At 37.7% G+C, this 25,898-nt stretch carries 28 protein-coding genes; 10 read left to right on the top strand and 18 right to left on the bottom strand.

Features of this window, described 5'->3' with window-relative positions; genetic code table 11:
* Positions 1–59: 59 nt before the first annotated feature.
* Together RYX56_RS14465 and RYX56_RS14460 are read right to left on the bottom strand one after the other, a co-directional pair.
* The gene (locus RYX56_RS14465; protein ID WP_317122742.1) at positions 60–638 is read right to left on the bottom strand and encodes a TetR/AcrR family transcriptional regulator; all 579 of its coding nucleotides are present in this window, start codon (positions 636–638) and stop codon (positions 60–62) included.
* 298 nt (positions 639–936) lie between these two features.
* Positions 937–1,833 carry a LysR family transcriptional regulator gene (locus RYX56_RS14460; RefSeq protein WP_317122741.1) on the bottom strand — a complete coding sequence of 299 codons (897 nt, stop codon included), beginning with the start codon at positions 1,831–1,833 and terminating at the stop codon, positions 937–939.
* Between the two features lie 131 nt (positions 1,834–1,964).
* Here RYX56_RS14460 and RYX56_RS14455 point away from each other — a divergent pair, with 131 nt between their 5' ends.
* Positions 1,965–3,161 (top strand): YbfB/YjiJ family MFS transporter, encoded by a 1,197-nt coding sequence (locus tag RYX56_RS14455; protein ID WP_317122740.1) that lies wholly within the window; start codon positions 1,965–1,967, stop codon positions 3,159–3,161.
* A 14-nt stretch (positions 3,162–3,175) separates the two neighbouring features.
* Positions 3,176–3,379 (top strand): tautomerase family protein, encoded by a 204-nt coding sequence (locus tag RYX56_RS14450; protein WP_035195477.1) that lies wholly within the window; start codon positions 3,176–3,178, stop codon positions 3,377–3,379.
* Between the two features lie 228 nt (positions 3,380–3,607).
* Here RYX56_RS14450 and RYX56_RS14445 read toward each other — a convergent pair whose 3' ends face one another.
* The 5 genes from RYX56_RS14445 to RYX56_RS14425 all read right to left on the bottom strand — a co-directional run bounded on the left by RYX56_RS14445 (position 3,608) and on the right by RYX56_RS14425 (position 7,078).
* On the bottom strand, positions 3,608–4,390 hold the full coding sequence (locus RYX56_RS14445) for a class I SAM-dependent methyltransferase (RefSeq protein WP_317122739.1): 783 nt from the start codon (positions 4,388–4,390) through the stop codon (positions 3,608–3,610).
* Between the two features lie 118 nt (positions 4,391–4,508).
* Entirely contained in the window at positions 4,509–5,006 is a 498-nt protein-coding gene (locus tag RYX56_RS14440; protein ID WP_317122738.1) for a GNAT family N-acetyltransferase, read from the bottom strand.
* Positions 5,007–5,206: 200 nt separating this feature from the next.
* Positions 5,207–6,040, bottom strand: coding sequence for a nucleotidyltransferase family protein (locus tag RYX56_RS14435; RefSeq protein WP_317122737.1), 834 nt, complete (start codon positions 6,038–6,040; stop codon positions 5,207–5,209).
* A 130-nt stretch (positions 6,041–6,170) separates the two neighbouring features.
* Positions 6,171–6,434: a hypothetical protein gene (locus RYX56_RS14430; protein WP_317122736.1), complete on the bottom strand. Its 264-nt coding sequence runs from the start codon at positions 6,432–6,434 to the stop codon at positions 6,171–6,173.
* A gap of 83 nt (positions 6,435–6,517) precedes the next feature.
* On the bottom strand, positions 6,518–7,078 hold the full coding sequence (locus tag RYX56_RS14425) for a GNAT family N-acetyltransferase (protein WP_317122735.1): 561 nt from the start codon (positions 7,076–7,078) through the stop codon (positions 6,518–6,520).
* Positions 7,079–7,490: 412 nt separating this feature from the next.
* On the opposite strand from RYX56_RS14425, the gene RYX56_RS14420 reads away from it, so the two are divergent.
* The 4 genes from RYX56_RS14420 to RYX56_RS14405 are packed head-to-tail and all read left to right on the top strand — an operon-like array spanning position 7,491 to position 10,920.
* The gene (locus RYX56_RS14420; protein WP_317122734.1) at positions 7,491–8,750 is read left to right on the top strand and encodes a glycosyltransferase; all 1,260 of its coding nucleotides are present in this window, start codon (positions 7,491–7,493) and stop codon (positions 8,748–8,750) included.
* Positions 8,751–8,770: 20 nt separating this feature from the next.
* Positions 8,771–9,418 (top strand): TetR/AcrR family transcriptional regulator, encoded by a 648-nt coding sequence (locus tag RYX56_RS14415; RefSeq protein ID WP_317122733.1) that lies wholly within the window; start codon positions 8,771–8,773, stop codon positions 9,416–9,418.
* A 1-nt stretch (position 9,419) separates the two neighbouring features.
* Positions 9,420–10,664: an MFS transporter gene (locus tag RYX56_RS14410; protein ID WP_317122732.1), complete on the top strand. Its 1,245-nt coding sequence runs from the start codon at positions 9,420–9,422 to the stop codon at positions 10,662–10,664.
* 19 nt (positions 10,665–10,683) lie between these two features.
* Entirely contained in the window at positions 10,684–10,920 is a 237-nt protein-coding gene (locus RYX56_RS14405) for a hypothetical protein (RefSeq protein WP_317122731.1), read from the top strand.
* A 395-nt stretch (positions 10,921–11,315) separates the two neighbouring features.
* On the opposite strand, the gene RYX56_RS14400 is transcribed toward RYX56_RS14405, so the two are convergent.
* A complete protein-coding gene (locus RYX56_RS14400; RefSeq protein ID WP_317122730.1) occupies positions 11,316–11,549 on the bottom strand; it encodes a hypothetical protein in 234 nt (77 codons plus the stop codon).
* A 58-nt stretch (positions 11,550–11,607) separates the two neighbouring features.
* Positions 11,608–12,108, bottom strand: coding sequence for a transaldolase family protein (locus RYX56_RS14395; RefSeq protein ID WP_317122729.1), 501 nt, complete (start codon positions 12,106–12,108; stop codon positions 11,608–11,610).
* A gap of 226 nt (positions 12,109–12,334) precedes the next feature.
* Here RYX56_RS14395 and RYX56_RS14390 point away from each other — a divergent pair, with 226 nt between their 5' ends.
* Entirely contained in the window at positions 12,335–12,517 is a 183-nt protein-coding gene (locus RYX56_RS14390) for a hypothetical protein (RefSeq protein WP_317122728.1), read from the top strand.
* Between the two features lie 217 nt (positions 12,518–12,734).
* Here the strand turns inward: RYX56_RS14390 and RYX56_RS14385 are convergent, their stop codons facing one another.
* From RYX56_RS14385 to nagA, 4 genes are read right to left on the bottom strand one after another with little or no spacing between them, the layout of a single operon-like run.
* Positions 12,735–13,460: an SIS domain-containing protein gene (locus RYX56_RS14385; protein WP_317122727.1), complete on the bottom strand. Its 726-nt coding sequence runs from the start codon at positions 13,458–13,460 to the stop codon at positions 12,735–12,737.
* Positions 13,461–13,470: 10 nt separating this feature from the next.
* Positions 13,471–14,196: a GntR family transcriptional regulator gene (locus RYX56_RS14380; protein WP_317122849.1), complete on the bottom strand. Its 726-nt coding sequence runs from the start codon at positions 14,194–14,196 to the stop codon at positions 13,471–13,473.
* Positions 14,197–14,219: 23 nt separating this feature from the next.
* Positions 14,220–14,954, bottom strand: coding sequence for a glucosamine-6-phosphate deaminase (gene nagB, locus RYX56_RS14375; protein ID WP_317122726.1), 735 nt, complete (start codon positions 14,952–14,954; stop codon positions 14,220–14,222).
* A complete protein-coding gene (nagA, locus tag RYX56_RS14370) occupies positions 14,941–16,140 on the bottom strand; it encodes an N-acetylglucosamine-6-phosphate deacetylase (RefSeq protein ID WP_317122725.1) in 1,200 nt (399 codons plus the stop codon). Before nagA ends, nagB begins: the two co-directional genes overlap by 14 nt.
* Positions 16,141–16,361: 221 nt before the next feature.
* On the opposite strand from nagA, the gene nagE reads away from it, so the two are divergent.
* Entirely contained in the window at positions 16,362–17,741 is a 1,380-nt protein-coding gene (gene nagE / locus RYX56_RS14365; protein WP_317122724.1) for an N-acetylglucosamine-specific PTS transporter subunit IIBC, read from the top strand.
* A gap of 163 nt (positions 17,742–17,904) precedes the next feature.
* On the opposite strand, the gene RYX56_RS14360 is transcribed toward nagE, so the two are convergent.
* From RYX56_RS14360 to RYX56_RS14350, 3 genes are all read right to left on the bottom strand, one after another.
* Positions 17,905–18,327, bottom strand: a complete 423-nt coding sequence (locus RYX56_RS14360; protein ID WP_317122723.1) for a hypothetical protein — start codon at positions 18,325–18,327, stop codon at positions 17,905–17,907.
* Between the two features lie 118 nt (positions 18,328–18,445).
* The gene (locus tag RYX56_RS14355) at positions 18,446–19,930 is read right to left on the bottom strand and encodes a site-specific DNA-methyltransferase (protein ID WP_317122722.1); all 1,485 of its coding nucleotides are present in this window, start codon (positions 19,928–19,930) and stop codon (positions 18,446–18,448) included.
* Between the two features lie 152 nt (positions 19,931–20,082).
* Positions 20,083–22,335 carry a transglycosylase domain-containing protein gene (locus RYX56_RS14350; RefSeq protein ID WP_317122721.1) on the bottom strand — a complete coding sequence of 751 codons (2,253 nt, stop codon included), beginning with the start codon at positions 22,333–22,335 and terminating at the stop codon, positions 20,083–20,085.
* 498 nt (positions 22,336–22,833) lie between these two features.
* Here RYX56_RS14350 and RYX56_RS14345 point away from each other — a divergent pair, with 498 nt between their 5' ends.
* Complete coding sequence (locus RYX56_RS14345) at positions 22,834–23,925, top strand: peptidoglycan-binding protein (protein WP_317122720.1); 1,092 nt, start codon at positions 22,834–22,836, stop codon at positions 23,923–23,925.
* 52 nt (positions 23,926–23,977) lie between these two features.
* Here RYX56_RS14345 and ykzS read toward each other — a convergent pair whose 3' ends face one another.
* The gene (ykzS, locus tag RYX56_RS14340; protein WP_317122848.1) at positions 23,978–24,172 is read right to left on the bottom strand and encodes a protein YkzS; all 195 of its coding nucleotides are present in this window, start codon (positions 24,170–24,172) and stop codon (positions 23,978–23,980) included.
* Positions 24,173–24,279: 107 nt separating this feature from the next.
* Here ykzS and RYX56_RS14335 point away from each other — a divergent pair, with 107 nt between their 5' ends.
* Entirely contained in the window at positions 24,280–24,675 is a 396-nt protein-coding gene (locus RYX56_RS14335) for a GNAT family N-acetyltransferase (protein ID WP_317122719.1), read from the top strand.
* Positions 24,676–24,712: 37 nt separating this feature from the next.
* Here RYX56_RS14335 and ald read toward each other — a convergent pair whose 3' ends face one another.
* The gene (gene ald / locus RYX56_RS14330) at positions 24,713–25,840 is read right to left on the bottom strand and encodes an alanine dehydrogenase (protein WP_317122718.1); all 1,128 of its coding nucleotides are present in this window, start codon (positions 25,838–25,840) and stop codon (positions 24,713–24,715) included.
* Between the last annotated feature and the right edge of the window lie 58 nt (positions 25,841–25,898).

The raw sequence follows: 25,898 nt of genomic DNA, 5'->3' as shown, positions 1-25,898 counted from the left end.
TCCCCCCATTAAAAGACCGAACGGTCTTTTTTTATTCAAAAAAATAATAAATAAAAGAATTAGAAAAGAATGGCTTTTATCTGAATGATGACCATGTCTAAATATCGCTTATCCTTATACAATCTGCTGAGGGCCAATGCACCTTCCATGGAAGAAATAATGAACACCGCCATCTGTTCAGAATCAACATGTTTGTCAATTTCATTTTGACTTTTTCCAAACTCAATTATGGCTTTAATCATCTTGATTAAGCCTGCAAAACCTTCCTTAATTGAATCTTCAATCAAAATTTTTGAATCATCTGCTTCAATGGCCGCATTCATTAAAGGACATCCACCTACTAAGATGTCATTGTGGAACAAAGTCATAAAAATATCAGTAAAAGCTTGAAATTGCTCGTTTGCATTTTCCTTGGATTTGATAGCTTGTAAATAGTTTTCTTTTAGTGTGATTAACGAGTATGAAAACGAAGCTTTGGCCAAATCCTCCTTACTATCAAAATGATAAAATATACCTCCTTTTTTTAATCCTGTGGCCTTCATTATTTCAGAGATAGAAGTGGATTTATAACCATTTGTGTTGAATAAAGACGATGATTGCTCAATAATAAATTTTTTCGTTCGCTCCCCTTTATTCATCTTTTCTAACCTCCTTTTTAAAAAAGAACAATTGGTCTTTTTTTATTATTTAAAACCATTGGTACCGTTTATGTCAAGTAATGAACATGATAATAGAGCCGATTGCCAAGATATCTCCCCTTTTTGCCTATTTAGCTTTCTAAGAAATCATTATCTTATTAAACAATCCTGCTCCTTTAGTTTAACATTAATTTCCTTTTCTTTGACATAGAAAAAGCATTCCTTGTTGAAGGAATGCTACCCTTTAGTTTAAGTTTAATTCTTCACAATCTTTCTAGGATAATAAATAAGTATCAATCTAAACTATTGTTGCCTTGCTATTAACTAATACCCTTTCATTACTTAATATTTCTATAAATTCTCTTAAGGATGAAGGCTTATATTTATCTTTACGATAAATGAAAAGTGTTTCGACTTTTCCGAACACGCTTGGAATAGAGTGTTGGATCAGATGTCCTTCTCTCATATGTTTGGCTACAACACTTCGAGGAAGTAAACTTATTCCTAAACCCGCAGATACACAACCGATAATTCCGTCAAGTGTTCCAAATTCCATTATTTTTTTTGGAATGACTCCTTCATGATTTATCCATTCTTCAAACCTTGCCCGATAAGAACACCCATTACGAAAAACTAATATTGTTCTATTTTGTATTTCTTTTATAGAAGACAAAGGTTGATGTAAAGCATCCGTTATAAGCACTAATTCTTCTTCTATAACCGTTTTATAAGTGAGATCAGGATGTTCAATAGGTCCTGCTACGAAAGCTCCATCCAATTCATATTGTAGAACACCTTGGACATTTTGCTCAGTTGGACCTGTTTTTAGCGTAAGGTCAACTGCAGGATATTCACGGTGGAACTTTGAAAGCAATAATGGCAAACGAATGGCAGCAGTCGTTTCCATCGACCCTATTACTAAAGGACCTTTTGGTGTTTGCTCATCATTCATAACCTTTCTCACCTCATCAAAAAGGTTAAATATTTCATCCGTATATGATAGCAATACTTTCCCTTTGTCCGTTAAAGAGGTTCCTCGATTATGGCGATAGAAAAGTGTTGTTTGAAGCTCTGTCTCCAACTGTTGAATTTTAGCTGTAAGATTTGATTGTGCATAATTAAGTTCTCGGGCTGCCTTTGAGATACTACCTAACTCTGCGACTGCTCGAAAAAATTTTAATGCTTGTATATCCATACTCACGGACATCCATCTCCTTGCTATCTAAATAACAGATACCTACATATCATTTTTAAGTATTATATCATATAGCAAAAAACAGTTAAGATAAAATAGAAATAAAGATTATTTTAATTGGAGGTGAAAAATTGAATAAACGTCCTTTTCTATTTTTGATTGGGGGAATTTTTTCATTAATGATTGCGATGGGAATTGGAAGATTTGCTTATACTCCTATTCTGCCACTAATGCAAAATGCTCTTTCCTTTACTAATGCAGAGGCCGGCTATCTTGCTTCAAGCAATTACGCAGGGTACTTCGTTGGAGCTGTTTTGGCAGGGATTCTCCCCTTAAAAAAGCATAAAACCTTTTATTTAAGGATAAGTCTCATAGTAAGTATTTTGACTACATGCATGATGGGACTTTCTCACTTTTACACTCTGATGCTTATCGTTCGGTTTATATCTGGAGTGGCTAGTGCGTTCATTTTTGTTTTAGCTTCGAGTATTGTCCTAGATAAACTGGCTGTTACAGGTAAAACCAGCTGGTCAGGCTTGTTTTATTCAGGGGTAGGATTCGGTATCTTTTTATCAACGCTCTTCATTCCCAGTTTAAATCATTTATTTAATTGGGAGGGTGTATGGGTAGGATTAGCCATTGGAAGCATCATCCTTACTATCTTCGTGTGGCTTTGGATTAAAGATTCCCCAAACTCGAATGTAAAAAAGGATGAGAAACAACTTATTAATACACAAGCTCCCCCCCTCAAATGGCTTCCTTGGTTGATTGCCGCTTATGGATTAGAAGGGTTAGGTTACATTGTGACAGGAACATTTATTGTATCGGTTGCTACAGAAACGCCAACCTTTAGCATGGAACCTACTTTTGTTTGGATGGTTGTAGGATTAGGTGCGATTCCATCATGTATCATCTGGTCAATCCTGGCAAAAAAATGGGGGTTTGTAAAAACATTAGTGTTTTCAATGATTCTACAATCCATTGGTATTGCACTACCTGTCTTCTGGTTAACCCAATCTAGCTTTATTATAAGTGCATTATTATTTGGAGCTACATTTATGGGGATTACTACACTCGCTACCACATTAGCACGCCAAATGAGTCCATCAAATAGCAGTCGAATCATTGGGTATCTAACTGCCACTTATGCTGCCGGTCAAATGATTGGACCAACAATCGCTGGAATCCTATCATCTCATACGCATAGTTTTAATTCGGCTTTGATTGGAGCAGCTAGTGTCGTATTCATTGGAGCATTGTTACTTGTAAGTGGTATTCGATATGATCAAATACCAAACATAAAAACTATTTCTATTAAATCAAATTGAAAGAGGGAATTATAATGCCATACGTAAATATTAAAATTACAAATGAGAATGTTACACCTGAAAAAAAAGCTGAGCTTATTAAGGGAGCAACACAATTACTGGTTGATGTATTAGGAAAAAACCCAAATACAACTGTTGTAGTTATTGATGAAGTTGATACTGATAATTGGGGCATCGCTGGTGAATCAATAACTGTTCGTAGAAAAAATGGTCAGTAATAAATTGTTGGTTTGACGAAATATTAAAGCAACACTAGTAAGGAAGCAAAAAAGAGGGGATTGTTCACGTCACTTTCTTCTTTTTTGCTTTTTCATATATGTCTTATGTTTTAGGAGAAATCACTACTTAAACAATCCTGCTCCTTTAGTTTAACATTAATTTCCTTTTTATTGGCATAAAAAAAGCACCCCTTGTTGAAGGAATGCACTCTTTAGTGAAAGAACACGCTATTTCTTTTCAGCAACTATATAAACATAATCACCTAAGTCGCTACTAAAGTTATTAAAAACATCTTCTATTTTTTTAGTTTCAATGTCCTTTTTCAGCTTATTACAACCTTCTTCCACTTCCTCTTTAGATGCCAAATTTGCAAAGGTAGATATTCCTGAGCGTACTTTTTCATCTAAGTACATCTTTGGTTCATACTTGCCACTATAAAGGAAGAAATCTTTTAAATTAGGTTGTATCAAAAATGTTTCATTACCAACAATATTAAATCCAACAGTTTTTAATATATCGCTGACTTCTACTACACTCGGCATTTGATTAGCAGATTTTTCAATAGCGCCTGGAAAATATTCTTTTAGCCAATAATTATTCATTTGTTCAGGGTATGAAGTAAAAATGACAAATCTACCTTTATCAAGAACTCTAAAAACCTCTTTAAAAGGAGTTAAAAGTTCATTAAAATGGTGAATTGCTAATGTACAAGTTGCTCCTTCAAAAACGTTATTCTCATAAGGTAGTTTGTTTACATCAGCTACTTCCCAATCTATCGTGCTTGATTTCCCTTTAGCTTTCTTAATCATCTCTTCTGAAACATCGCTTCCAGTTATTTTTAAACCCGTTTTTTCTAAAGCAATAGTATAATTTCCTGTTCCACAAGCAATATCGAGAATTCTGCTTCCGTTAGGTACTTGTAAATGATTTCGTAACCGACTTGCGATTTCGGGGTCAGCTTTACGAGTAGTATCATAAGTTAAGCCAATGCTATCGTATAAAGATGTCATTTCTAAACCTCCTACACTAAGTTATTCTGATATGTATATATTACCATTTAATCCTTTGTGTTGAACTATTCTGTCCTTTAGTTGAAGAAGCGTCAGCCCTGTTTCGCTAACGCACCCGTTACTTGAATAGTATCATTTTTTCATTACCTACTAACTTTAGCTCCCATTTCTCTTCGATAAGTTCTTTATTGGAAAGTATTTGAGTTTGAGTTTCCTTTAATTCAAACCCTGCTCTTTCGTAGATTCGCCTTGCTGATTTCAGTTCTCTATTAGTCCAGAGAATAATGGTCTTATATCCACTATCTTTGCTAAAGGTAATAGCTTGTTCTACTAACTTCTGTCCATACCCAGTGCCTCGAACATTAGGTTCAACAAGAAATAAACCCAATTGTGCAGTGGTGTCACTAACTTTTTTAATACTTACAGAACCACTTTGTTTTTCATCAATCTCTAATATGAAAATGTTTTCTTTTGCGTCTGCTCGCTCAATAAACCCACTAACACTTCCTTCAATAAAATCTCGAAAAGATAAATCGTAACCAAATTCACTATTGTATAAATCATAGTGAGAATTTACTATGTAATCTTTATCTTCTAATCTATATGTTCTTATCATTTAATCACCTTTTTCATGTTTTTCTTCTTCAAGTATTCTGCTCCGTTACTTCAATAAGGAAAGGGTGATAACCCTTAATCAGTATTCGCTCCTTTATTTTAACATTAATTTCCTTTTGTAAGACAAAGAAAAAAGCACTCCTTATTGAAGGAATGCCCAATGTTAGCTTAAAAGGAACCCTTCTCGGGTGCTTGTTACTGTCATAAAACTTTAGCAAAAATTTGATCAACCCACTCAAGATCCTCTCCAACATTTACCTTTTCACATAAACTTTTATGTGTTTTTTTAAATTCAGGGATAATTCTTTTAATTACATCCATAATCTCACTCGGCTCCCTATTGCTTTGCCAATCTGCTAAAAGTGAAAGTTGCCAACTATCTAATTCACTTCGTTCACCTTCATATTTTGCCCAATCCCCAAATGTATTAGGTTGCAATCCTTTATCCATATACCAAGCAGTCACCATAGACATTCTTAAATTATCCAAGCAATTTAGGGCGTAATATAATTCTTTTCTATTTACTCTCCGATAAGCTTCATGAACATATGCAAAGAATTTGGTTCTCCACAACTCAACTTCTTGGTCATTTGGAACATAATAAAGTTCCATTGATTTTTCTATTATTTTTCTCATTACCCCTGTTTTATCATAAACGATTTTAATATTTTGTAACCATATAGATGGTTGAATATCTTGTATTTTATAATAAAATGTATCAACCTTTATAAAAGTATCATAGTGAGCAACACTATAAGTTGTCCAAGGGAAATCTTCAAAATACAAAACTTCCCCCCAGTTCTTAGCCCTCGCTCTTTTGTTCAGCCTATACTCCTCAAATACTTCATCTTTAACGATTATACGAAGGTCAATATCAGAATATAAGTCTGTATCTTGGTTTCCTATCGAACCTCCATAAAAAACAGCTAATACATTTTCATCACTTAATAAGTCTTTCTCTATTTTCTCTAACATAACTTGACGATACTTAGGAATTTTCAAATCCCTTTCATAATGTTTATTTTCTAATCCCACACATTAAAAACCACTCCTTTTAAAAGTCTATTATACCTGTTCGTAAAAGTCCCTTCTTCCACTAACCTGCTCCAATAGTTGAAGAAGCGATATCCTTTTAGTACTGTCGCTCCCGTTTGTTTACGATATACTATCCTATAAAATTTGAATAAAACCATAGAATTCCTTGATAAGCAAACCAACTAAAATAAATCGTATATGTAGTGATTCCCAAAATCCTTAACAACTTATTATTGGCTTTCTCAACCTTTGAATATGCTATTAATACAAATGCTAATGTTATAAATAGGAAGGGATTCTCGTTCAACAATGACAAGATTGCACTTAAGAGAGACAATAAAAAATATACTAAGTGGGAACGATCTGTGTTAATTTCTGCTTTCAACTCGGTCATATCAACACCTCCTGAATACAATACATCTTAAAATCTTTTCCGTTAACGCCAAGCAGAGGTGGTAGGTTAACTAAAGTACTCCATTAGTTCAACAAGTCGTATTCATTTTTGAGAATTCCATAGTAAACAAGGTCTATATATTTATTTTCTTTTATGACATGTTCTTTTAAGATCCCTTCTTTTTTCATACAGATTTTTTCTATAACTTTTCCTGAAGCTGAATTTGAATTAAAGTACCGAGCAAATACTTTATTGTAGTTTTTTTCTACAAAAGCAAATTGAAGGATCCCTTTTGCTGCCTCAGTTGCATATCCATTTCCCCAATATTCTTGTCCAATCCAATAAGCCATTTCGCCATGATTAAATCTTTGGTTGTTAGTTAACGCAATTGCTCCAAGTAGTTTCCCCGTAACCTTATCTGTAATAGCAAATTCATACGACTTGTTTTCATTAAAATGATCAAGATGATTTTTCATCCATGATAATGCATCCTCTATTGAATATGGATACGGAAGATATAAAGTATTTTTATAAAGGTTGTAATTATTACATAGTTTAGTAACCTCTGGCGCATCTGTTTCATTAAATAGACGTAGAAGCAACCTGTTCGTTTCTATTGTTTTTTCTTTTTCACTGTAAATCATTTATCTACCCCTCCAAAGATAATCTCCTCATTTTGACTTAAATAGTTCATTCCTGCTTGTTCAAGCATCCTGCCCTTTAGTTTAACATTAATTTCCTTTTATGTGACATAGAAAAAGCATTCCTTGTTGAAGGAATGCACCCGTTAGTTAATAAAATCTCCACTTTTCAACTCTCTGCCAACATCCCAACTCACCTATAAAATTCAATGACAGCTGTATTTTCCTCAGATACTCCCCTATCAATACACCTATTTGATTTATATCTAAATACGCAATACAGGTCATTGACGTCCATTCCAATAAAAAAGACATCATTGTCGTTTTTTTATTGACTTTAATTTTAAATCATTATAGAATAAAAAAGACAATGTTGTCGTTTTTAATTATTTATGTTAACTGGAGGTTATTTTTTATGTTAATTACGATGTTAGCGAGCGGTACTCGCGGAGATACACAGCCATATATTGCACTTGGCATAGAGCTAAAAAAGCTTGGATTGGACGTTCGAATCTCTGCTTCAGAGTCTTATCGGGAGCTTGTTGAAAGCTATGGATTTGATTATGCGCCGATCCGGGGGGATGTGACTAAAATCATTGAAAGCGGTGTGGTGAAGGAGGCCGATAATCCTTTTAAGTTTTTTTCAAGTTTAAAGAATGATGACCTCATGGATCTGATGGTAGATGCTCAGGAGGACCAGCATAAAGCGTGTGAGGGAGCAGATGCCATTGTATATCACCCAGGCTCGACACTCGGGTATTTTGTGGCCAAGGAAAAGGGAATTCCAAGCATACTTGCCTCCCCCTTCCCTATGGTTCCGACCAATGAATATCCGGCGATTATTTTTTATGACAAAATCAGACTTGGTAAACTTTCTAACAAGCTGACACATCTTATCTTTGAGAAAGGATTTTGGAAGATGGCCAATTCAGGTTTTAAACGTTATTGGAAAGAAAAAAATGGCGAGCTTCCAAAGGGTTTCACAAATCCTTATCCAAAGCAGCGAACAAAGAATAACCCTACTATCGTATCTTTAAGTCCCAGCGTTTTTCCTGTTCCGAAGGATTGGCCGAATCATGTATATTCTTTTGGGTATTGGTTCATTGAAGACCAAAGCGACTACCAGCCTTCCCAGGAGTTGCACCAATTTTTAAATGCCGGGGACGCACCCATCTATGTGGGGTTTGGCAGTGTGGGAGATAAAAAACGGGCAAAAGAATCCACTAAGATGGTGCTTAAAGCATTAAATGGAACAGGGAAACGGGCCATTATCAATGCAGGAGGCGGAATGGAGCAAAGACAAAACACGAAAGATGTTTTCTTTGTAAAAAGTGTTCCACATGAATGGCTCTTTCCATATATGTCTGCAGTCGTCCACCATGGAGGAGCCGGCACGACAGCTGCATCTATACGATCAGGAGTACCTCAAGTGATCATCCCATTTGGGAATGATCAGTTTGCTTGGGGTAGAAGGATAAAAGAACTTGGAGTTGGCGCTAAAGCTATTCCAAGGAAGGAACTGACTGCAGAAAAGCTTGCTGACGCTATCCGATTTACCCAGACAGCTTCGGTTCAAAAAAAGGCAAAACAACTGGGTAAGAAGGTAAAGTCTGAACGAGGGGCCAAAAAAGCAGCGGAACTTGTTCTCGAAACCATAAAGAATTATCAGTCTTAACAAGAAGGAGTTTACGAATCATGCCAAAAGTTAAACCAGAACATGCACAAAGAAAAAAATTAGAGATAGTTGAAGCAGCAAAGCGTGTTTGCAGCCGAAAGCCTGTGTACGAGGTAGCCATGAGAGATATTGTCTTGGAGGCTGGAATGAGCCAGGGGGGCGTTTATAAATATTTCGCTAATATCGATGAAGTATTTGTCGCAATATTAAACCAGGAAACCTTGACTTCTTCCATAAAAGAAAGAGTAGATGCCGTGTATGAAAGCCAGGCAGAGCCTCTTGAAAAGCTGGACCAGTTTCTTCGCATCATCGGCCGGCACATCGAAGCTTCCATCAAAACAGATGGGTCCTTTATTTACGAACTTGTTTCCCTTTATTCAAAAGACCCAGAGCGCTTTGAAACAGTGAAGTATCAACTTAATGAAGTGTCTAATCTTCAATATTTACAAAAGTCATTTGCTGAATTTTTAGTTGTGGAGATAGAGAACGGCGCATTTAAGTCAACCATGCAAAAGGAGGATTTGTTAACACTGATTGAAGTGTATATGACGGGGCTTTTACATCATCCAGAACTTTCATTTAAGCCATCTGAAGAGGTAACAAGAAAAATTAATGATCAAATAAACATATTGTCAACTGCACTCCAAAAACTTTTAGCGGGAGAGTAATATGAGAGAATTTAATCTCAATTTTAAGCTTATGGTAGTGGGGCAAGTTATCTCTATGTTCGGAGCCTCTGTACTCCGATTCGCCTTATCCCTTTATATACTGGATTTGACGGGATCAGCCACCATTTTCGGTACAATACTGGCTATATCGATTATCCCAACCATATTTATTTCACCTATCGGGGGAGCCATTGCAGACCGCTTTAATAAGAAAAAGATGATGGTGACGCTTGATGTAATTAATGGAACCCTTATTTCCGTCTTTGCCATTATGCTTATGAGCAATAATGTGAATGTTATTTCTATTGCTGTTATGATGACGGCCTTAACTTTAATCAGTGCCATGTATCAACCTGCAGTGCAATCAAGCATTCCGGTACTCGTTCCGAAAGATTTACTAATGAAAAGCAATGGTATCATTTCCGGTGTCATGTCTATTTCAAACTTTATTGGCCCAATCGTCGGAGGTGTCTTGTATAGCTTTGCAAGTTTACAAACGATTGTCATCGTTAGTGCTATTTGTTTCTTTTTAGCTGCTCTAATGGAGGTTTTCATGAAGATACCATTTGAGAAGAGACCTCCTCAGCCACTAGTCAAAATAGTGACCTCTGATATTAAAGAAGGACTCATGTATATTATTCATGATAATCGCTTCATTTTAAAAAGCATTGCTGTTACGTTTATTGTCAGCTTATTTATTGCCCCTATGTTTTTTGTCGGTTTGCCGTATATGGTAAAAATTCTATTTGGAATGCCAGACACCTTCTTTGGTTTTACACAATCAGGCATTTCTATAAGTATTATATTCTCTGCTATGACCATCGGTATGTTAAAAGGCAAGATCAAGGTAAGCAATCTGTATGTATGGATATTGGGCTGTGCCGGTGTTTACTTCGCCATGGCTGTCGGAATAAGCGGTCTTATTTCCAGTCCTTTTATAAAATACCTTATCGTGACGTTAAGTTCTATGCTTGTTATGTTTGCATTAACTGTTGTGAATATCTTTATAAACACCAAGATCCAAGAAGCAACACCAAGCAACCTTATTGGAAAAGTAATGGCGATTCAAATTACTGCTGGTACAATTGCCGTTCCTATCGGGCAGATGCTATTCGGCTTTCTAGTGGATGAATTCTCTTCCCAGATCTATCTTCTTGTATTCGGTGTTTGCGCCCTATCGCTTTTAATAAGTTTAGCAGTAAAGCAGATTTATAAAAATAGTTTTTCAGAGGAACTAGTCGCATAAAAGGAAGGAAGAAGTAACCGTGTTAAAAAAAATTTTACTACTCGCTCTCTCTTCCCTCGCCATTCCAATTGGCATTGCTATTTTAGGTGGCGGGGGATTTATCATTTTAAATCTCATTTTAGGAGTTTCTTTAGAGGAGTCACTTCAAGCGATACAAGGATTTCAACAAAAGATTCAACCTTATATGCCATACATGGTTATCTTTATAGCGATTCCACTTATTGTCAAGCTCATTAGACAGAGGACCGTTGAGTAAGAAAGGTGATATGACAACAATTATTTTTCCAAATAACTAGAAATGAATATTTCTTAAAAATAAATATAACAGAAGTGAACTGTACACCCAACTAACAATTGGAGGTGCAGTTTTTTATAGTAATTATTTGCTGAAGATAAATTACGATAACTTTTTCGTTACTTAAATAAAATGAGTGTTCTAATGATATATCTAAATTACCAGTACTGATCAGGCAGCAATCTACATACTTTTTTAATGAAATAATCCTAATTTAAATCCAAATGTACCATAAATCATCTTTAACTAACCTGCTCCTTTAGTTTAACATTAATTTCCTTTTTATTGAGAAAAAAAGCATTCCTTGTTGAAGGAATGCACCCTTTAGTTTAATAAGAAGTTTCAGGAATCCAGTCTTATAACCAGTTTTCTATGCATATTACCTTTTTAGCATCTCCATCTAACTTCACTTTTTTACCGATTGCTAATGGATGCATCGGATGGGTGTGACATGTATCAAATTCCGCTAAAATTGGAATGTCTAGTCCATCTATTTGTTCAATTAATAAATCTAATGGTCGTTTTCCTGTCCCTAAATCATCGTAAAGTTCATGTTTTCCTAGAATTATGCCAGCTAGTTTCCGTATCAAAGATAAGACCATCAAAATCAAATATTATTCCTTTCATTTCCTCACCTCATAAAAATAATTAGATTGTTACCGTCCCAAAGCGCTCTTGCCAATCCTTCGTGAATTGATTAACACTAATTTCAGAAGATGGGTGAGAGTGATGTTCCTCAATGACGTCTGGACTAGCTGTAATGAATTGCGCCCCTACTAAACTGCACTTATGCACTTGAGTAACATTTTTAAAGCTCGCAGCCATAACCTCTGTTTTTAATTGATGTGTATTATATACTTCGACAATCTCTGAAACAACCTTAATCCCATCACCTGAAACATTATCAATACGATTCACATATGGAGCGACATAATCCGCACCACATCCTGCTGCCATTAGAGCTTGCTGGGGAATGAATATAGCCGTTGCCAAAGTATTAATCCCTAAAAGATTTAATTCCTTTAAGGCTTTATATCCTTCTTTAATCGCAGGAACTTTAATATATACCTTCTCAATATAGACTTCTTCTACTTCGTTTTCAGGAATTCCAAGTGTTTTCGCATATTGTGGTAGTAAGCTCTGGAACATAGGAGAGCTTAATAGATTTCCTGGCTTAATGGCATTTACAGGAATGTTATATTCCGCAAGGTCTAATAACTTATATTAAGATTTACATCCTCGTTTCATTCACTAAAACAAGGGTACATAGTCCATAAGTCATATTGTAGGTAGAGGGTTTTCATTAATGGGAAAGACATTAGCATGATCCGTTTTACTACTCACCGCAGCTATTCTTTTTATCGGATTGTATATCGTGGGAGCTATCATTACGAGTGGCCAAGAACTTAGTAGTATACAATCGATGGCAAGCATAATCGACAACTCATTACTAGACTATTTTCCTTATCCTTTCTATCTTTCGATTGCAGCATTCGTCTTAGGACTGGCATTGCTGAGTTGGGGAGTAGTTGAGGAGTTAGTCGAAACCCCAAAATAATTCAATCATCTTATAACGTCTATCACAAAAAGCCTCGTCGTAAGTTTATCTTACGACGAGGCTTTTCCTCCACCTGTACGAAAAATACAGAAGCAGACATTTATTATTTTTGTAAATCCATTTACAAATAACAGGTAAACTCCAACGTAATACTTGATAAAATGAATAAACCTACCCAATCTGGATTTAGCAATCCATCTGAGTAGTCTCTCATTCCCTAAAACAATCTAATTCGATCTTTATATTGCTTGATTAACTGTTCGTTATGATTATCAGAGCCGTCGATATTTCCACTTTTAAAAATAGGAGGCGTCTTGCCTTGATGAGTGAGCTTCTCGATCACACCTGCCATGATAGCGTTCATGATCATAATTCCAATAACAGAAGATGAGGGTCCAAACGAGAGGTCACCTGATTGTAGGAGTCCATCTCCTGGCTTAGTATGATTGTTGATAACAAGATCGGCTACATCTGCTAAAAGCTTGCCATTTTTATGTCTGGATGGTTGTGTTTGATTATAAAGAAGTGACGTGACTCCAACAACAAAAGCTCCTTGCTTGCTTCCATGAAGAGCGACATCAATTGGCACAGGGTTTCTACCAGATGTCGATGCCACGATTAAGACGTCCTCACTTCTTATATCTAATTGATCACTGAAGGTATCCATGTAATGATGGCTACGTTCTAACTTAGAGGATCGCTCCGCCCCTTTATGAAGCATAAGCTCTTCAATGAATATTGGCTGCACAGGCACGAGTCCTCCTGCACGGTAGAAGACCTCTTCTCCCAACATATGAGAGTGGCCACACCCAAAGACTTGAACAATCCCACCTTTGTTAATCGATTCAACGATTTTCTCTGCAGCCTGTTCAATTGCTTGTAGCTCAGTTGTTTCTATTTTTTTTATTAAAGATTCAATTTGATGAATATAGGACTTAATCAAAAGAAACCCCCTAATAACGTTTTAATTGAGAAGTAAATCTATAACGGTCTGCACGGTAAGAAGAGCGGACAATTTCAAAGGGTGTTCCGTTGTTTAAATACGTACACCGCTCAATTAATAAAATCGAGTCGCCTTTGTTGATATTTAACAAGTCGACTTCAGCGTCATTCGCTAAAGCAGATTCTATCACTTGAGTGGCTTCTCCTATTACCAGGCGCAGCTTTTCTTCTATATATTGATACAATGATTGGTTGATAATTTCTTCAGTGAGCCCTTTAATTAGATTCGCTGAAATATAACACGTTTCAAGAGCCATCGGGATATTATCAGCCAAGCGAATTCGTTTAATTTCATAAACTGGCGTATATTCAGCAATCTGAAGAGTAGCAGCTACTTTGGCAGAAGCAGGAATTAATTCAAACTTTAGAAGCTTGCTGCTTGGAGTCAATCCTCTTGCTTTCATATCTTCTGTGAAGCTTGTCAACCCTTGCAAGGGCTGCTCAAACTTTTTCTCGGCTACATATGTGCCGCTCCCTTTTTTTCTGTATATGAGTCCTTCATTTACAAGGTTATTGATGGCTTGTCTAATCGTCATTCTGCTTACATCAAATTGCTCGGAGTATTCGCGCTCAGGCGGCAGAACATCACCAGGTTTTAATTCCCCATTCACAATTTGACCTTTAATGCATTCCTCAATCTGACTGTAGATTGGGAGAGGTGAATTTTTGTCAATCAACACATCGAACCTACTCCTTTTGTTTAAAGTTTAATTCCAGTCCCCATTAATGCTTCTTTGTCCGCAATAATTGTAACATGCGGGTGTGATTTTAGAATAGAAGCAGGAAAGCTCTCGTTTAGTTCTTCAACAGATAACAGACGCTCTAAAGCCTCACTTTTAGCCTCACCCGAAACGAGCAATAAGATTTCTTTGCTGGACATGATTGAAGCGATCCCCATCGTAATCGCATGGGTCGGTACTTCTTCTAAAGAAGAAAAGAAGCGTGCATTGGCTTTTCTTGTGGAATCAGCCAGCTTCACAACATGTGTATTACTCTCAAAGGACGTACCGGGTTCATTAAATCCAATATGCCCGTTTGCACCTATTCCAAGAATTTGTAAATCAATCGTGTGGCCCTTTATCTTCTTATCGTATTCTTCACACTCTTGGCCGATATTCCTTGAATGCCCGTTTGGAAGATGCGTGTTTTCTCTAGGAATATCAATATGGCGGAAGAAAAATTCGTTCATGTAGAAGTGATAACTATTAGGGTCATTTAGCTTTAGCCCGACGTATTCATCTAAATTAAAAGTAGTGATATGTTTGAAAGACGTACCCTTTTTTTGGGCCTCTATTAAGTGCTTGTATGTGCTTTTGGGTGTACTCCCGGTAGCAAGTCCTAAGGTCATCTCAGGTTTGTCTTGAATTTTTTTACTCACATATTCAGCTGCAAGTAAACCCATCTCTTCATAGTCTTCAACTTTAATGATGTTCATGATTCTTAACTCCTTCATATGCTATTTTTCCTTTACAAATCGTCAAGACAACTTTGTGATTCTCATCTAATAAAACGAGATCGGCCATTTTCCCAACTGCAATACTTCCTACCTTATTCCAAATCCCTAATTGTTTAGCTGGGTTTTCAGCAGTCATTTTGGCAATATCTCTTAGGGAGCACCCTGTATACTTCATCATATTTCTCACAGCTTCATCCATCGTTAATATGCTGCCCGCTAATGTTCCATCTTCTAATAATGCCTTCCCATCGACAACACTTACCTGCTGTCCGCCAAGATCGTAATCGCCTTCTCCGAGTCCTTTAGCACGCATCGCATCTGTAATTAAGATGAGTTCGTTTGCGCCTTTCGCTTTAAACGTACTATTTACAACAGAGGGATGAATATGGACTCCATCGACAATCATTTCAGCTACTAGTTCAGAATGACTTAACGTAGCTCCTGCAACACCTGGTTCACGGTGATGCAGACCGCGCATTCCGTTGTAAAGATGCGTTACATGTGTAAGTCCTTTGTTAATTGCTTCTTGAACTTCAGCATACGTAGCATCCGAATGTCCAATGGATGTGACCACTCCCCTTTTTTGCACCTCTTCTAAAAAGGTTAGTCCATTTTTTTGCTCAGGTGCCATAGTTACAAGCTTAATCAAATGACCTGATTGATTTTGCCATGTTAAAAACAGATCTATATCCGGATCTTTAATGTGCATGATCGGTTGTGCCCCAGCACGCTTATTAGAAATAAACGGCCCTTCTAAATGAATCCCAATCATGTCTGCATGTGGAGTTTGACCTTCCATTTCTACAAATGCTGCAGCTTGTTTTAACGCCGATTCAATCAATTCATCTGATTGAGTGATCGTCGTGGCTAAAAAACTGGTTGTTCCTTCTTTTGGAAGGAATTCGGCTATACTTTTTAAAGCATCGACACTGTTATCCATTATATCTGAACCATTCGCCCCATGGATGTGAAGGTCAATGAATCCAGGCAAAAGAGAACACTCACTTGAAAACGCTAAAACAGTATCAGACTCATTTTGCTTAAAAAGATCCATTGAGCCGACCTCTACAATTTTTCCTTCGCTTATTCTAATAAAGCCGTTGTCTAATTTTTGAGTCTCTTCATAAATCACTACATCTGTAATCACGAGATTATTCTTATTCATCAGTTCCCTCTCATTCTCATCCCACTCTTTATATTTTTGAAATTTGTCTATACCAATTATAAAATATTATCCCCTATAATTCAATAAACAAATGCCATAACGAATAAAAAATATATAATATGTATAGACATCTATACTTATCTAATGCTACAATATTTTCATCTTTTATGAACATATTATTACTTAATATGAACATATTATTACTTAAGGAGATGAGGTACATGCTTGCATTTTTACAACGGATTGGTAAATCATTGATGCTACCAATAGCCGTACTTCCTGCCGCAGCTCTTTTATTAAGACTCGGGCAAGAAGACTTATTAAACGTTCCTTTTATGGCTGGTGCAGGAGCTGCGATTTTTGATAATCTTGCTCTGATATTTGCGATGGGTGTAGCAATTGGCTTTGCTCATGATAATAACGGCTCTGCAGCCCTTGCTGGTGCGATCGGTTATTTTGTATTGGTGAACGGTACACAAGCGATTAATGAAAATATTGAAATGGCTGTTCTTGGTGGAATTATTACTGGTGTTATTGCTGGACTTTTATACAACCGCTTTCATAACATACGACTTCCACAATGGTTAGGGTTCTTCGCTGGAAGAAGATTTGTTCCAATCGTTACTGCAGCGACAATGGTTGTATTAGCTGGTATCTTTGGTGTCGTTTGGCCGCCGATTCAAGAACTGATAAACGGACTCGGCCAATGGATTATTGATGCTGGTGCTCTCGGTGCCGGTGTCTATGGATTTCTAAATCGTCTACTCATACCTATTGGACTGCATCATGTGTTAAACAGCTTAGTTTGGTTTGTTTTTGGAGAATTTAACGGAGCAACTGGGGATTTAAATCGTTTCTTTGCGGGTGATCCATCTGCAGGAATCTTTATGACAGGATTTTTCCCTGTGATGATGTTTGGGCTTCCGGCTGCATGTCTAGCGATTATTTTAACAGCAAGAAAAGAGAAGAAAAAACAAGTGACGGGGATGTTTTTAGGGTTAGCTCTTACCTCATTTTTAACAGGTATTACAGAACCGATTGAGTTTTCATTTATGTTCCTCTCCCCTTTATTGTATGTGATTCATGCCATTCTGACTGGAGCGTCTATGTCGATCACGTACTTACTAGATATTAGACATGGATTTGGTTTCTCGGCAGGCTTTCTCGATTATGCATTAAATTTCTCAATCGCTCAACGGCCGCTACTATTATTCGGTGTTGGATTGATTTATGGAGTGATCTATTTTGTCATCTTTTACTTCTTAATCCGTGTATTGAATTTAAAAACACCGGGTCGCGAGGACGATGACGAGGTAGTGGAAGAGGCGACTGCGCCAGAGGTGACAGGGGATAAATATCACACAATGGCCGTACAATTTATCGAAGCTTTAGGTGGTGTTGATAACCTGATATCAATTGATAACTGTGCTACCCGTTTACGTCTTCAAGTTGTGGATTCAAGCATCATTAATGAAAGCGCTCTAAAGAAAAGTGGGGCTCGCGGGGTGATGAAGTTACAAAAATCCAATGTCCAAGTGATTGTAGGAACGGACGTTGAATTTGTAAGTGACAAAATGAAGCAACTGAAGAAAGGTATGTAACTGGTGAAAAAGGAATCTGAACCTAACTGGTATCGACTAATTAAAAGGGCAATTAGTATGCGAAAATGCTGATATAATATTATCAAGGTGGAAAAAGGAAAGGACATTACACACTTTATATGTAATGTCCTTTCTCCTTGTCTACACTCAATAAGAGACCTAACTAAAGTCCCTTTATCAACATCTTATCTAATTCCCGCATCTTATCATAGGACACTACCAGTTCTTCTGGCACTAAGGTTCTGCCGTAGTCCCAGGCATTGGTTTCAATGGTTACTTTAAGCGTTTCGATTTCTTCCTCATCACCGAAGATAAACGTTCTTAGGTCATGCTTGTTTTTCTTGAAATCTAAGTAATAGCCAATCTCATGATAGAGAATGATCTTAACGAAGTTTTCAGGGGTTTCTTTCATTCTAATTTTACTCATATACCCGTTCACTTCGAGGTAATTAAATTTCATTGTATTGGTCGTTACGTTATAGCTCATCGGTGTGTCGAGTTCGTTGTTGAATTCATAGTCTATCTCTATACCGTGTTTGTCAAAAGTCTGTTTGATGATTCTCTCTATATCCCATATGTAAAGCATTATTAATCACCATATTCCTTCCTTATCTAGCGTGAATCTTACCCTCATTTACTTACTAGGATACGCTATTCTTTATCATTCACCTAGATGTATTCTCTCCCAAATCTTTTACTCTAGTTTAATCGAGTTTATACACCTTAAACCCAATATCCAGCCCTTCGCTCTTTGCATCATCACTCATTAATTCTCCCGCTCGGCGCAAACGCTCTTTGCCAATATCGCAGATCGTTTTTAAGCTAGGGTCTGCAGATTGAAATGACGGCTTGATCTTCTCAGGTAGTTGAACGAGAATGAAATTCCGCTCTCCACCATCCTCCTTATTCAGGTGCATGACGGCATGTCCGACTGAAGCTGACCCTGAGAAGAAATCTAAGATGATATCGTCTTCCTTTGTGAAAAAGGATAGGATTTCACTGACGAATTTGTAAGGCTTCGGATGATCAAATTTCAGCCCAATTTGGTTGAAGAAAGCTGCATCACTTCCGCCATAGGCAATCACAGATGGGATATTTTCCATAAGGTAATTTTTCAATAAGTATTTTCTTCTCGGCTGCGTTGTTTCATCCTTACCGAATACAATCTCATTACGCTCCATTAATTTCTTCATCGTCTGACTAGGATTCCTCCACCCTTTAGCTGGAACGGGGCATTCTTTTTTTGTTACAGGGTGAACTAATGGAACGAAATAATCATCAGGAGCTTTCCTGTTATTCGGCCATGCCATTGAGACGGCCTGATACACTTGTCCTTCCTCGTCAATGTTTGAGTAGGCCGCTTCTCCGCGTGATAATGTCTCTTCCTTTTTGATCCAAGCAGCAAATTCTTTATTAATCGTTTTGAGGTTATAGTAGCTACTGTGCTCTTCTACCATATGTTGTGGAAGCTTGTACTTTTTCGCCACTTTCAACAGGTCTGTAGGGATATACTTCTCCCCCTGTTTCTTAAATAAACTCTCTGCTTTCTTTAGCATTTTCAGTGCATTCGGTTTTTTTCTCTTCATGCCGCCATTTGCTAGAAAAGCTGCTTTGTTTTTTGCGAAGCAAACGATTGATTCATGCTGCACAGCTACAGATGTCGCATCACCTTTAGGGTTTAATTTATCCCACACAATCGTGCCAAGAGCGTTTTCTTCCCCATATAATTCATGTAAGATGGTGATCAAATGGTGTAGTTCATGCTCATCAATGTGAACAACGATCACCCCATCTTCTTTTAATAGATTTCTAGCCAGCTTTAACCGGGGGTACATAAAATTTAACCACTCGTTATGATGTCTACCTCTACGGAAGTTATCTTTATAAACAAAATCCTTGCCCGTATTATAAGGAGGATCAATATAGATCATGTTAACCTTCTGTTGATAGGACTGCTGTAAGATTCGTAACACTTCGAGATTATCCCCTTCAATGTAGAGATTTTCCGTTGCATTCCAATTCACACTTTCCTCTTTGGATGGCCTTAATGTGCCTGTTGGTTGCCTCACTGCAAGGTTAATCGCTTCAGCCTTTCCATTCCACCTTAATTCAAAGCGTTCTTGTTTCGAATTTATACTCTCTCCACGTACTAATTTACGTTGATCTAAATTGTCCTCTACCTTTTTCACGGAGCAGACCCCTTTTATTGTATTAATTACTCGTTTAGCGGACCATGTCTTTTCTCTACTTTATTATTCTATTTTACTTGATTTACCCTATCATTCAAAACAAAAAAAGCTCACCATCTTGTAAGATGGTGAGCTGGGGATGAGCGAAGCCATTACTCGTCCTCATTGTCTTCTTCTTCTTCTTCTGCTTCGTCTTCTTTTATGTCAGATTCATTTTCCTCTGAACTTGAGGTACTACTTTCTTCACCTTCGTCATTGTTGTCTTCTTTCTCAGGCTCTGGCTCCAGTTCTTCTTTTTCTTTCTCTTTTTCTTCTTCCTCTTTTACCGCCTCTTGCTTTTTCTCTAACTCATCTTCCACTAAGCTATAGGCATCCTTCACATCTGTTCCAGTAACGAATAGCTCTGTAACGATATCACTTTGTGAAGAACTACTTGTTGCTCGCTCACCTGTCTTTGTATCAACTTTTATCTCCTGTACAGAATCAGGCTTCGTAAAGTCACTTGTTTCTTCATTAACCATGCCCGTCATCACTTCTCGGAAGATATGCTGAGCGATTTGACGATCTTCTCTCGTTTGAATATAGGTATCTTCACTTATTCTTGGATATCCTGTCCAAACAGCAGCGGTGTAATTAGAAGTATAACCAGCAAACCAGACATCTGGTACCCCTTCATCAATGTTGTACTTTTGTTTCGTTTCTTCATTAAAGTTCGTCGTACCAGTCTTACCTGCTACTGGGACACCATCAATACTAGCATGACGACCTGTTCCATCTTCTACTACACTTTTTAACATGTCCGTCACCATATAGGCTGTGTAATCATTCATTGCCTCAACGCCCTCAGGCTGCATATTAATTTCTTTGCCGTCTGGAAATACGACTTTTCGAACAGCATGAGGCTCGTTATAGGTGCCACCATTACCGAACGTAGCGTAAGCACCACCCAATTCTAAAGGTGAGATCCCTTTTTCAAATGAACCAAGTGCGTACGATTCATAAGCAGAACCTTCAATCGATATTCCTACATTCTCGGCAAATTGCTTAGCATCAGCCTCGCCAACTTCTTGGAATGTCTTTACAGCAGGTATATTCCACGATTGTGTCAACGCTTCGCGAATTGACATCACTCCGTGGTATTGACCATTATAATTACGAATCACTTGGTCGCTTCCAGTATACGTCATTTCTTCATCTTCAATTTGTTGATAAGTAGACCATTTTAAATGTTCAATTGCCGGTCCATAACTTAAGATCGGTTTGATCGTAGAACCTGGTGAACGTTGGATTTTCGTTGCATAGTTTGAACGATCTTTCCCAGATTCCTGATTACGTCCGCCACCAATTGCTTTAATTTCACCTGTTTGATTATCAATGACCGTCACTCCAGCTTGAAAACGATCATCTGGATAGCTAACGAATTCGTCTGAATTTAATACTTGTTCCACATGAGCTTGTGCATCTGGATCATAAGTCGTGTAAATCTTTAAGCCGCCGTTATAGATCATCGAAGAAGTCATGCCTTCAATTTGTTCCAATTCCTTATACACTTGATCCATAAAAGCATCCGAAATCGACTCTTCTTCTGACTTTTCATTTAACATCTCTTCGATCGAAACACTTAGTTCCTCATTATATTCATCAGCCGTAATAAATTGATGCTCTCTCATCACATATAAAACGGTGTCTCGTCTTTCTTTCGCAAGTTCCGGGTTTTGATAAGGATCATAACCAGATGGACGTTGCGGAAGACCTGCTAATAAGGCTGCCTCATTCACAGTCAAATCTTGCACATCTTTTCCAAAATAAGTATCTGCTGCTGTAACAATTCCGTATGCACCATTACCAAAATATATTTTATTTAAATAAAGTTCGAGAATCTCATCTTTGGTATAGTGCTTTTCAAGTTCTAACGCTAAGTATGCTTCTTGAACCTTCCTAGTTACCGATTTTTCTGAAGTGAGCAATGAATTTTTAACAACTTGCTGGGTGATGGTACTTCCTCCCTCTGCACCAAATCCATTTGTAATATTTGAAACGACGGCTCCCCCGATTCGTTTGATATCCAATCCAGAATGTTCATGGAAACGCACATCTTCAATTGCGATAAATGCATCCTTCACATGATCCGGAATATCTTCAATCGAAGTAGATTGTCTATTTTCACCATTACTTAATGAAATGATTTCCTCATCACTTTGATCATATAGAGTGGATGAGTTAGCAAAGGCAAAGGTATCATCATCTATAGACGGAGCACTTTGAACCAATCCATAAATCTGAACACTCCCTATCGCCCCTGCAACGACTATTAATATTGTGAACACTGTCATAACTTTTATAAAAAGGCTACTCTTTTTCTTCCCCTTATTCTTTTCTTGTCTAGTTTGAGGTTGATTTGCCATACAACTAGTCCCCCACTTTCAAAATAGATTACGTTACCTCTTTCCCTATAATCTATCTATTAAAACACTCAATCTAGTGGGAACTTTTTCCTTCCATTGTATAGAAAATAAGTTTCTTCATTAAATAGAAGGATAAAAGGAGACCCCAAAAATGATTTCCTAAAATAATTTCACCACATTTGCCGTTTTTATCAGATAAGCATGAATAAAATCGAATGACGTCAGTAGGGTCCATCGATCGTAAAACGGGTCATTCTTTGATAAATAAGGTGTTTTCATAAAGATCGCCGTCTAAAATCCATGTTTTTACATCGTTGGTTTTTGTTATTTTCCCACAAACAGACCCATAATTTGGCGAAAGTGAGACTATTTATCTCACTGCAATTTCATATATTACAAGTATATTTCAGTTTGATTAAGTAGAGCTAGAATGCTTGCCTTAATCATCCAATGGCTGTTACGATTACAAACGTTGAACGAAGTAAGGAGGTATTCACTTTGAAAAAACAACCACATTCAAAGATTTTACGGAACTTCGGACTGCCGCTTGCTACAGCTGGAGTGCTACTATTTGCATCACCAGCCATCTCAGAGGCAAGTGATGTTGGTAGTAACCTACTTAAAAAAGGTGTAGAAGGCGAGAGCGTCCATTTAGTTCAAGAACTCTTGCATGAAAAAGGCTTACTAGATAAAGCCGAAATTACAGGGACATTCTCAAAAGAAACGGCTAAAGCTGTTTCCACATATCAAGAAAAACATGGTCTTGTCGTTGATGGCATTGCTGGCCCACAAACAGTTGGTGCAATCAAAGTACTTGAAGCAGGCGACGAAGGCGATTACGTAGAGGACCTTCAAGGTCAACTACTAGATTTAGGCTTCTATGAGGGTAATAAAGATGGACTATTTGGTCCTTTAACTCATGCAGCTGTCAAAGGGTTCCAATCTGCTCAAGGCATCCAAGTTGATGGAATTGCCGGTCCAGAAACATATGCGAACCTTTACTATACAAACCCTGCAACACCTGCAGTTGAAAAACCTGTAGCAGCAACACCTGCTGAAGAAGCTCCCGCAGAAGAACCTGTTGCAGAGGAACCTGTTGCTGAAGAACCAACAGTAGAAGCTCCTACTGAGGAAGCTCCAGTAGAAACAGCTCTTGAAACAGAAGAAGCACAAGAGCCTGCAGAACAACCTGCTGAAGAACCATCAGAAGAAACAGTTGAAGAACCAGCAGCTACAGAAGAGCCTGCTGTTGAAGAAGCTGAAGTTCAAGAGGAAGAAGCAGCTCCAACATCTTCAGACCAAGCAACATTTGAAATGGAAGCTACTGCTTATACAGCTTATTGTGAAGGATGTTCTGGTGTAACAGCAACTGGAATCGACTTACGTGAGAATCCAGATCAAAAAGTTGTAGCAGTGGATCCATCTGTTATTCCACTAGGTTCACGCGTACACGTTGAAGGATACGGTGAAGCTATTGCTGGTGACACTGGTGGCGCAATTCAAGGTAATAAAGTAGACCTTTATATGGCTTCTAAAGATGATGCAATTAACTTTGGTCGTCAAACTGTTACAGTTACAGTTTTAGATTAATAGAACAAATAAAAGCACCATCTGCTTAAGCAGATGGTGCTTTTTACTATGCTTATTTTGTCCAGCCGGGCTCATACGTATAAATCGCTTCTCCACCGTGTTGGGCATTTCCTCTGAAATCCTTCATATCAGCTTGAGCGACTAATACTGCTCTAAATGCTAGAAAATTTTCTTTATTGACTCTGTACGTCTTCATTTCTCCATTCCTTAGTTGATCAAGAATGGCTTTAGCCTCTTCTACTGTCATCATGCTTCTCTCCCCTATACTTATGTCTGACTATCGAGTATGATATTGATAATTAAAAGAATTAGCCACGACTCTATTAAACTAGATCAAGGAGGTTTTGTAAATCAATGATTACCTATAAAGAAAATCAACGGATCTCCCCTGAACAATTAGCTGAGGTCTTTTTCCAATCGACGATTAAAAGGCCTTATACCGATTTAACTCGTTTAAAAAAGATGATCGAGGCTTCCCCTCTTCTCATTACAGCTTGGGACGATGGAAAGCTAGTCGGTGTGGCACGCTCACTAACTGACTTTTCTTATTGCTGTTATCTTTCTGATTTAGCGGTTAGAGAAGATTATCAGCGCAAAGGAATCGGCGAAGAGCTGATTAAACGGACTAAAGAAGCAATTGGTCCAACCTGTTCGCTTGTCCTATTATCGGCTCCAGACGCTCTTGATTATTACCCTAAGGTCGGATTCAAAAAAGCAGATCATGCTTTCTTCATTCAAAGAGATATATAAAAGGCCAGTAGAGTACTATGCTCTACTGACCTTTTTATTAGGATTGAATCGTTTTTAAAGCTTCTTTAGGGGCTAGATACCCGTACCCTAGATCACGAGCAACCGCTTCATATGTGACCGTTCCTGCAGCTGTGTTTAAGCCTAGCTCTAATGCAGGGTTTTCCTCAATTGCTCGGTGAACGCCTTTACTCGCAATTTGAAGAGCATATGGAATCGTTACATTCGTAAGTGCAATCGTCGAAGTACGTGGTACTGCTCCTGGCATATTGGCTACAGCGTAATGGACGACATCATGCTTTGTATAGGTTGGCTCATCATGAGTTGTGATGCGATCAACGGTTTCAATAATACCACCTTGATCAATAGCCACATCAACGACAACCGATCCAGGCTTCATTGTCTTGATCATTTCTTCTGTTACAAGCTTAGGTGCTTTTGCTCCTGGAATTAAGACTGCACCAATCACTAAATCCGACTCTGCCACTGCTTCTGCAATATTTAGTGGGTTTGACATCATCGTTTGAATATCGGTGCCGTATAGATCATCTAGCTGACGAAGACGTTCAGGGCTTAAATCCATAATCGTTACATCGGCACCAAGTCCCATCGCAATTTTTGCTGCATTCGTACCAACAACACCGCCACCAATAACGGTTACTTTGCCACGTTTTACACCAGGTACACCTGATAATAAAATTCCTTTTCCACCTTTAGGCTTTTCAAGAAACTGTGCTCCAATTTGAGAAGCCATTCTTCCTGCCACTTCACTCATAGGTGTAAGTAGAGGTAAGGTCCGTCCAACTTGAACGGTCTCATAAGCGATAGCCGTTACTTCTTTTTCGACTAGAGCCTTCGCCAGTTCTGCCTCAGCTGCTAAATGTAAGTACGTAAACAAGATGAGTCCTTTACGGAAATACGCATATTCCGATTGAAGTGGCTCTTTTACTTTCATAATCATATCAGCTTTTTCCCAAATAGCTGCTGGGTCCGCCTCAATCTCCGCACCAGCTTGAATATATTGCTCGTCTTCAAATCCACTTCCAAGACCCGCATTTTGTTCAATTAAAACATGATGACCAGCTTGCACAAGTGTCATTACACTAGCAGGGGTCATTGCTACACGATTTTCATTGTTTTTAATTTCCATCGGTACACCAATTAACATACAAACATCCTCCTTCAATTTCAGTAATCGTCTTCTTTCCATCAGTATAATCATTTTT

The sequence above is a fragment of the Alkalihalophilus lindianensis genome (assembly GCF_032843265.1).
GTDB lineage: Bacteria > Bacillota > Bacilli > Bacillales > Bacillaceae_D > Alkalihalophilus > Alkalihalophilus lindianensis.
This window is presented reverse-complemented; position numbering and strand designations above follow the sequence as displayed.

What these genes read in the sequence shown, in the direction of transcription:
- RYX56_RS14425 (WP_317122735.1), bottom strand. Translation starts at nt 7,078, where the DNA reads ATGATTTACAGTGAAAAAGAAAAAACAATAGAAACGAACAGGTTGCTT.
- RYX56_RS14350 (WP_317122721.1), bottom strand. Translation starts at nt 22,335, where the DNA reads ATGGCAAATCAACCTCAAACTAGACAAGAAAAGAATAAGGGGAAGAAA.
- RYX56_RS14360 (WP_317122723.1), bottom strand. Translation starts at nt 18,327, where the DNA reads ATGCTTTACATATGGGATATAGAGAGAATCATCAAACAGACTTTTGAC.
- nagA (WP_317122725.1), bottom strand. Translation starts at nt 16,140, where the DNA reads ATGAATAAGAATAATCTCGTGATTACAGATGTAGTGATTTATGAAGAG.
- RYX56_RS14420 (WP_317122734.1), top strand. Translation starts at nt 7,491, where the DNA reads ATGTTAATTACGATGTTAGCGAGCGGTACTCGCGGAGATACACAGCCA.
- RYX56_RS14395 (WP_317122729.1), bottom strand. Translation starts at nt 12,108, where the DNA reads ATGTTCCAGAGCTTACTACCACAATATGCGAAAACACTTGGAATTCCT.
- RYX56_RS14465 (WP_317122742.1), bottom strand. Translation starts at nt 638, where the DNA reads ATGAATAAAGGGGAGCGAACGAAAAAATTTATTATTGAGCAATCATCG.
- RYX56_RS14335 (WP_317122719.1), top strand. Translation starts at nt 24,280, where the DNA reads ATGATTACCTATAAAGAAAATCAACGGATCTCCCCTGAACAATTAGCT.
- nagE (WP_317122724.1), top strand. Translation starts at nt 16,362, where the DNA reads ATGCTTGCATTTTTACAACGGATTGGTAAATCATTGATGCTACCAATA.
- nagB (WP_317122726.1), bottom strand. Translation starts at nt 14,954, where the DNA reads ATGAACATCATTAAAGTTGAAGACTATGAAGAGATGGGTTTACTTGCA.
- ald (WP_317122718.1), bottom strand. Translation starts at nt 25,840, where the DNA reads ATGTTAATTGGTGTACCGATGGAAATTAAAAACAATGAAAATCGTGTA.
- RYX56_RS14445 (WP_317122739.1), bottom strand. Translation starts at nt 4,390, where the DNA reads ATGACATCTTTATACGATAGCATTGGCTTAACTTATGATACTACTCGT.
- RYX56_RS14460 (WP_317122741.1), bottom strand. Translation starts at nt 1,833, where the DNA reads ATGGATATACAAGCATTAAAATTTTTTCGAGCAGTCGCAGAGTTAGGT.
- ykzS (WP_317122848.1), bottom strand. Translation starts at nt 24,172, where the DNA reads ATGACAGTAGAAGAGGCTAAAGCCATTCTTGATCAACTAAGGAATGGA.
- RYX56_RS14430 (WP_317122736.1), bottom strand. Translation starts at nt 6,434, where the DNA reads ATGACCGAGTTGAAAGCAGAAATTAACACAGATCGTTCCCACTTAGTA.
- RYX56_RS14415 (WP_317122733.1), top strand. Translation starts at nt 8,771, where the DNA reads ATGCCAAAAGTTAAACCAGAACATGCACAAAGAAAAAAATTAGAGATA.
- RYX56_RS14440 (WP_317122738.1), bottom strand. Translation starts at nt 5,006, where the DNA reads ATGATAAGAACATATAGATTAGAAGATAAAGATTACATAGTAAATTCT.
- RYX56_RS14450 (WP_035195477.1), top strand. Translation starts at nt 3,176, where the DNA reads ATGCCATACGTAAATATTAAAATTACAAATGAGAATGTTACACCTGAA.
- RYX56_RS14410 (WP_317122732.1), top strand. Translation starts at nt 9,420, where the DNA reads ATGAGAGAATTTAATCTCAATTTTAAGCTTATGGTAGTGGGGCAAGTT.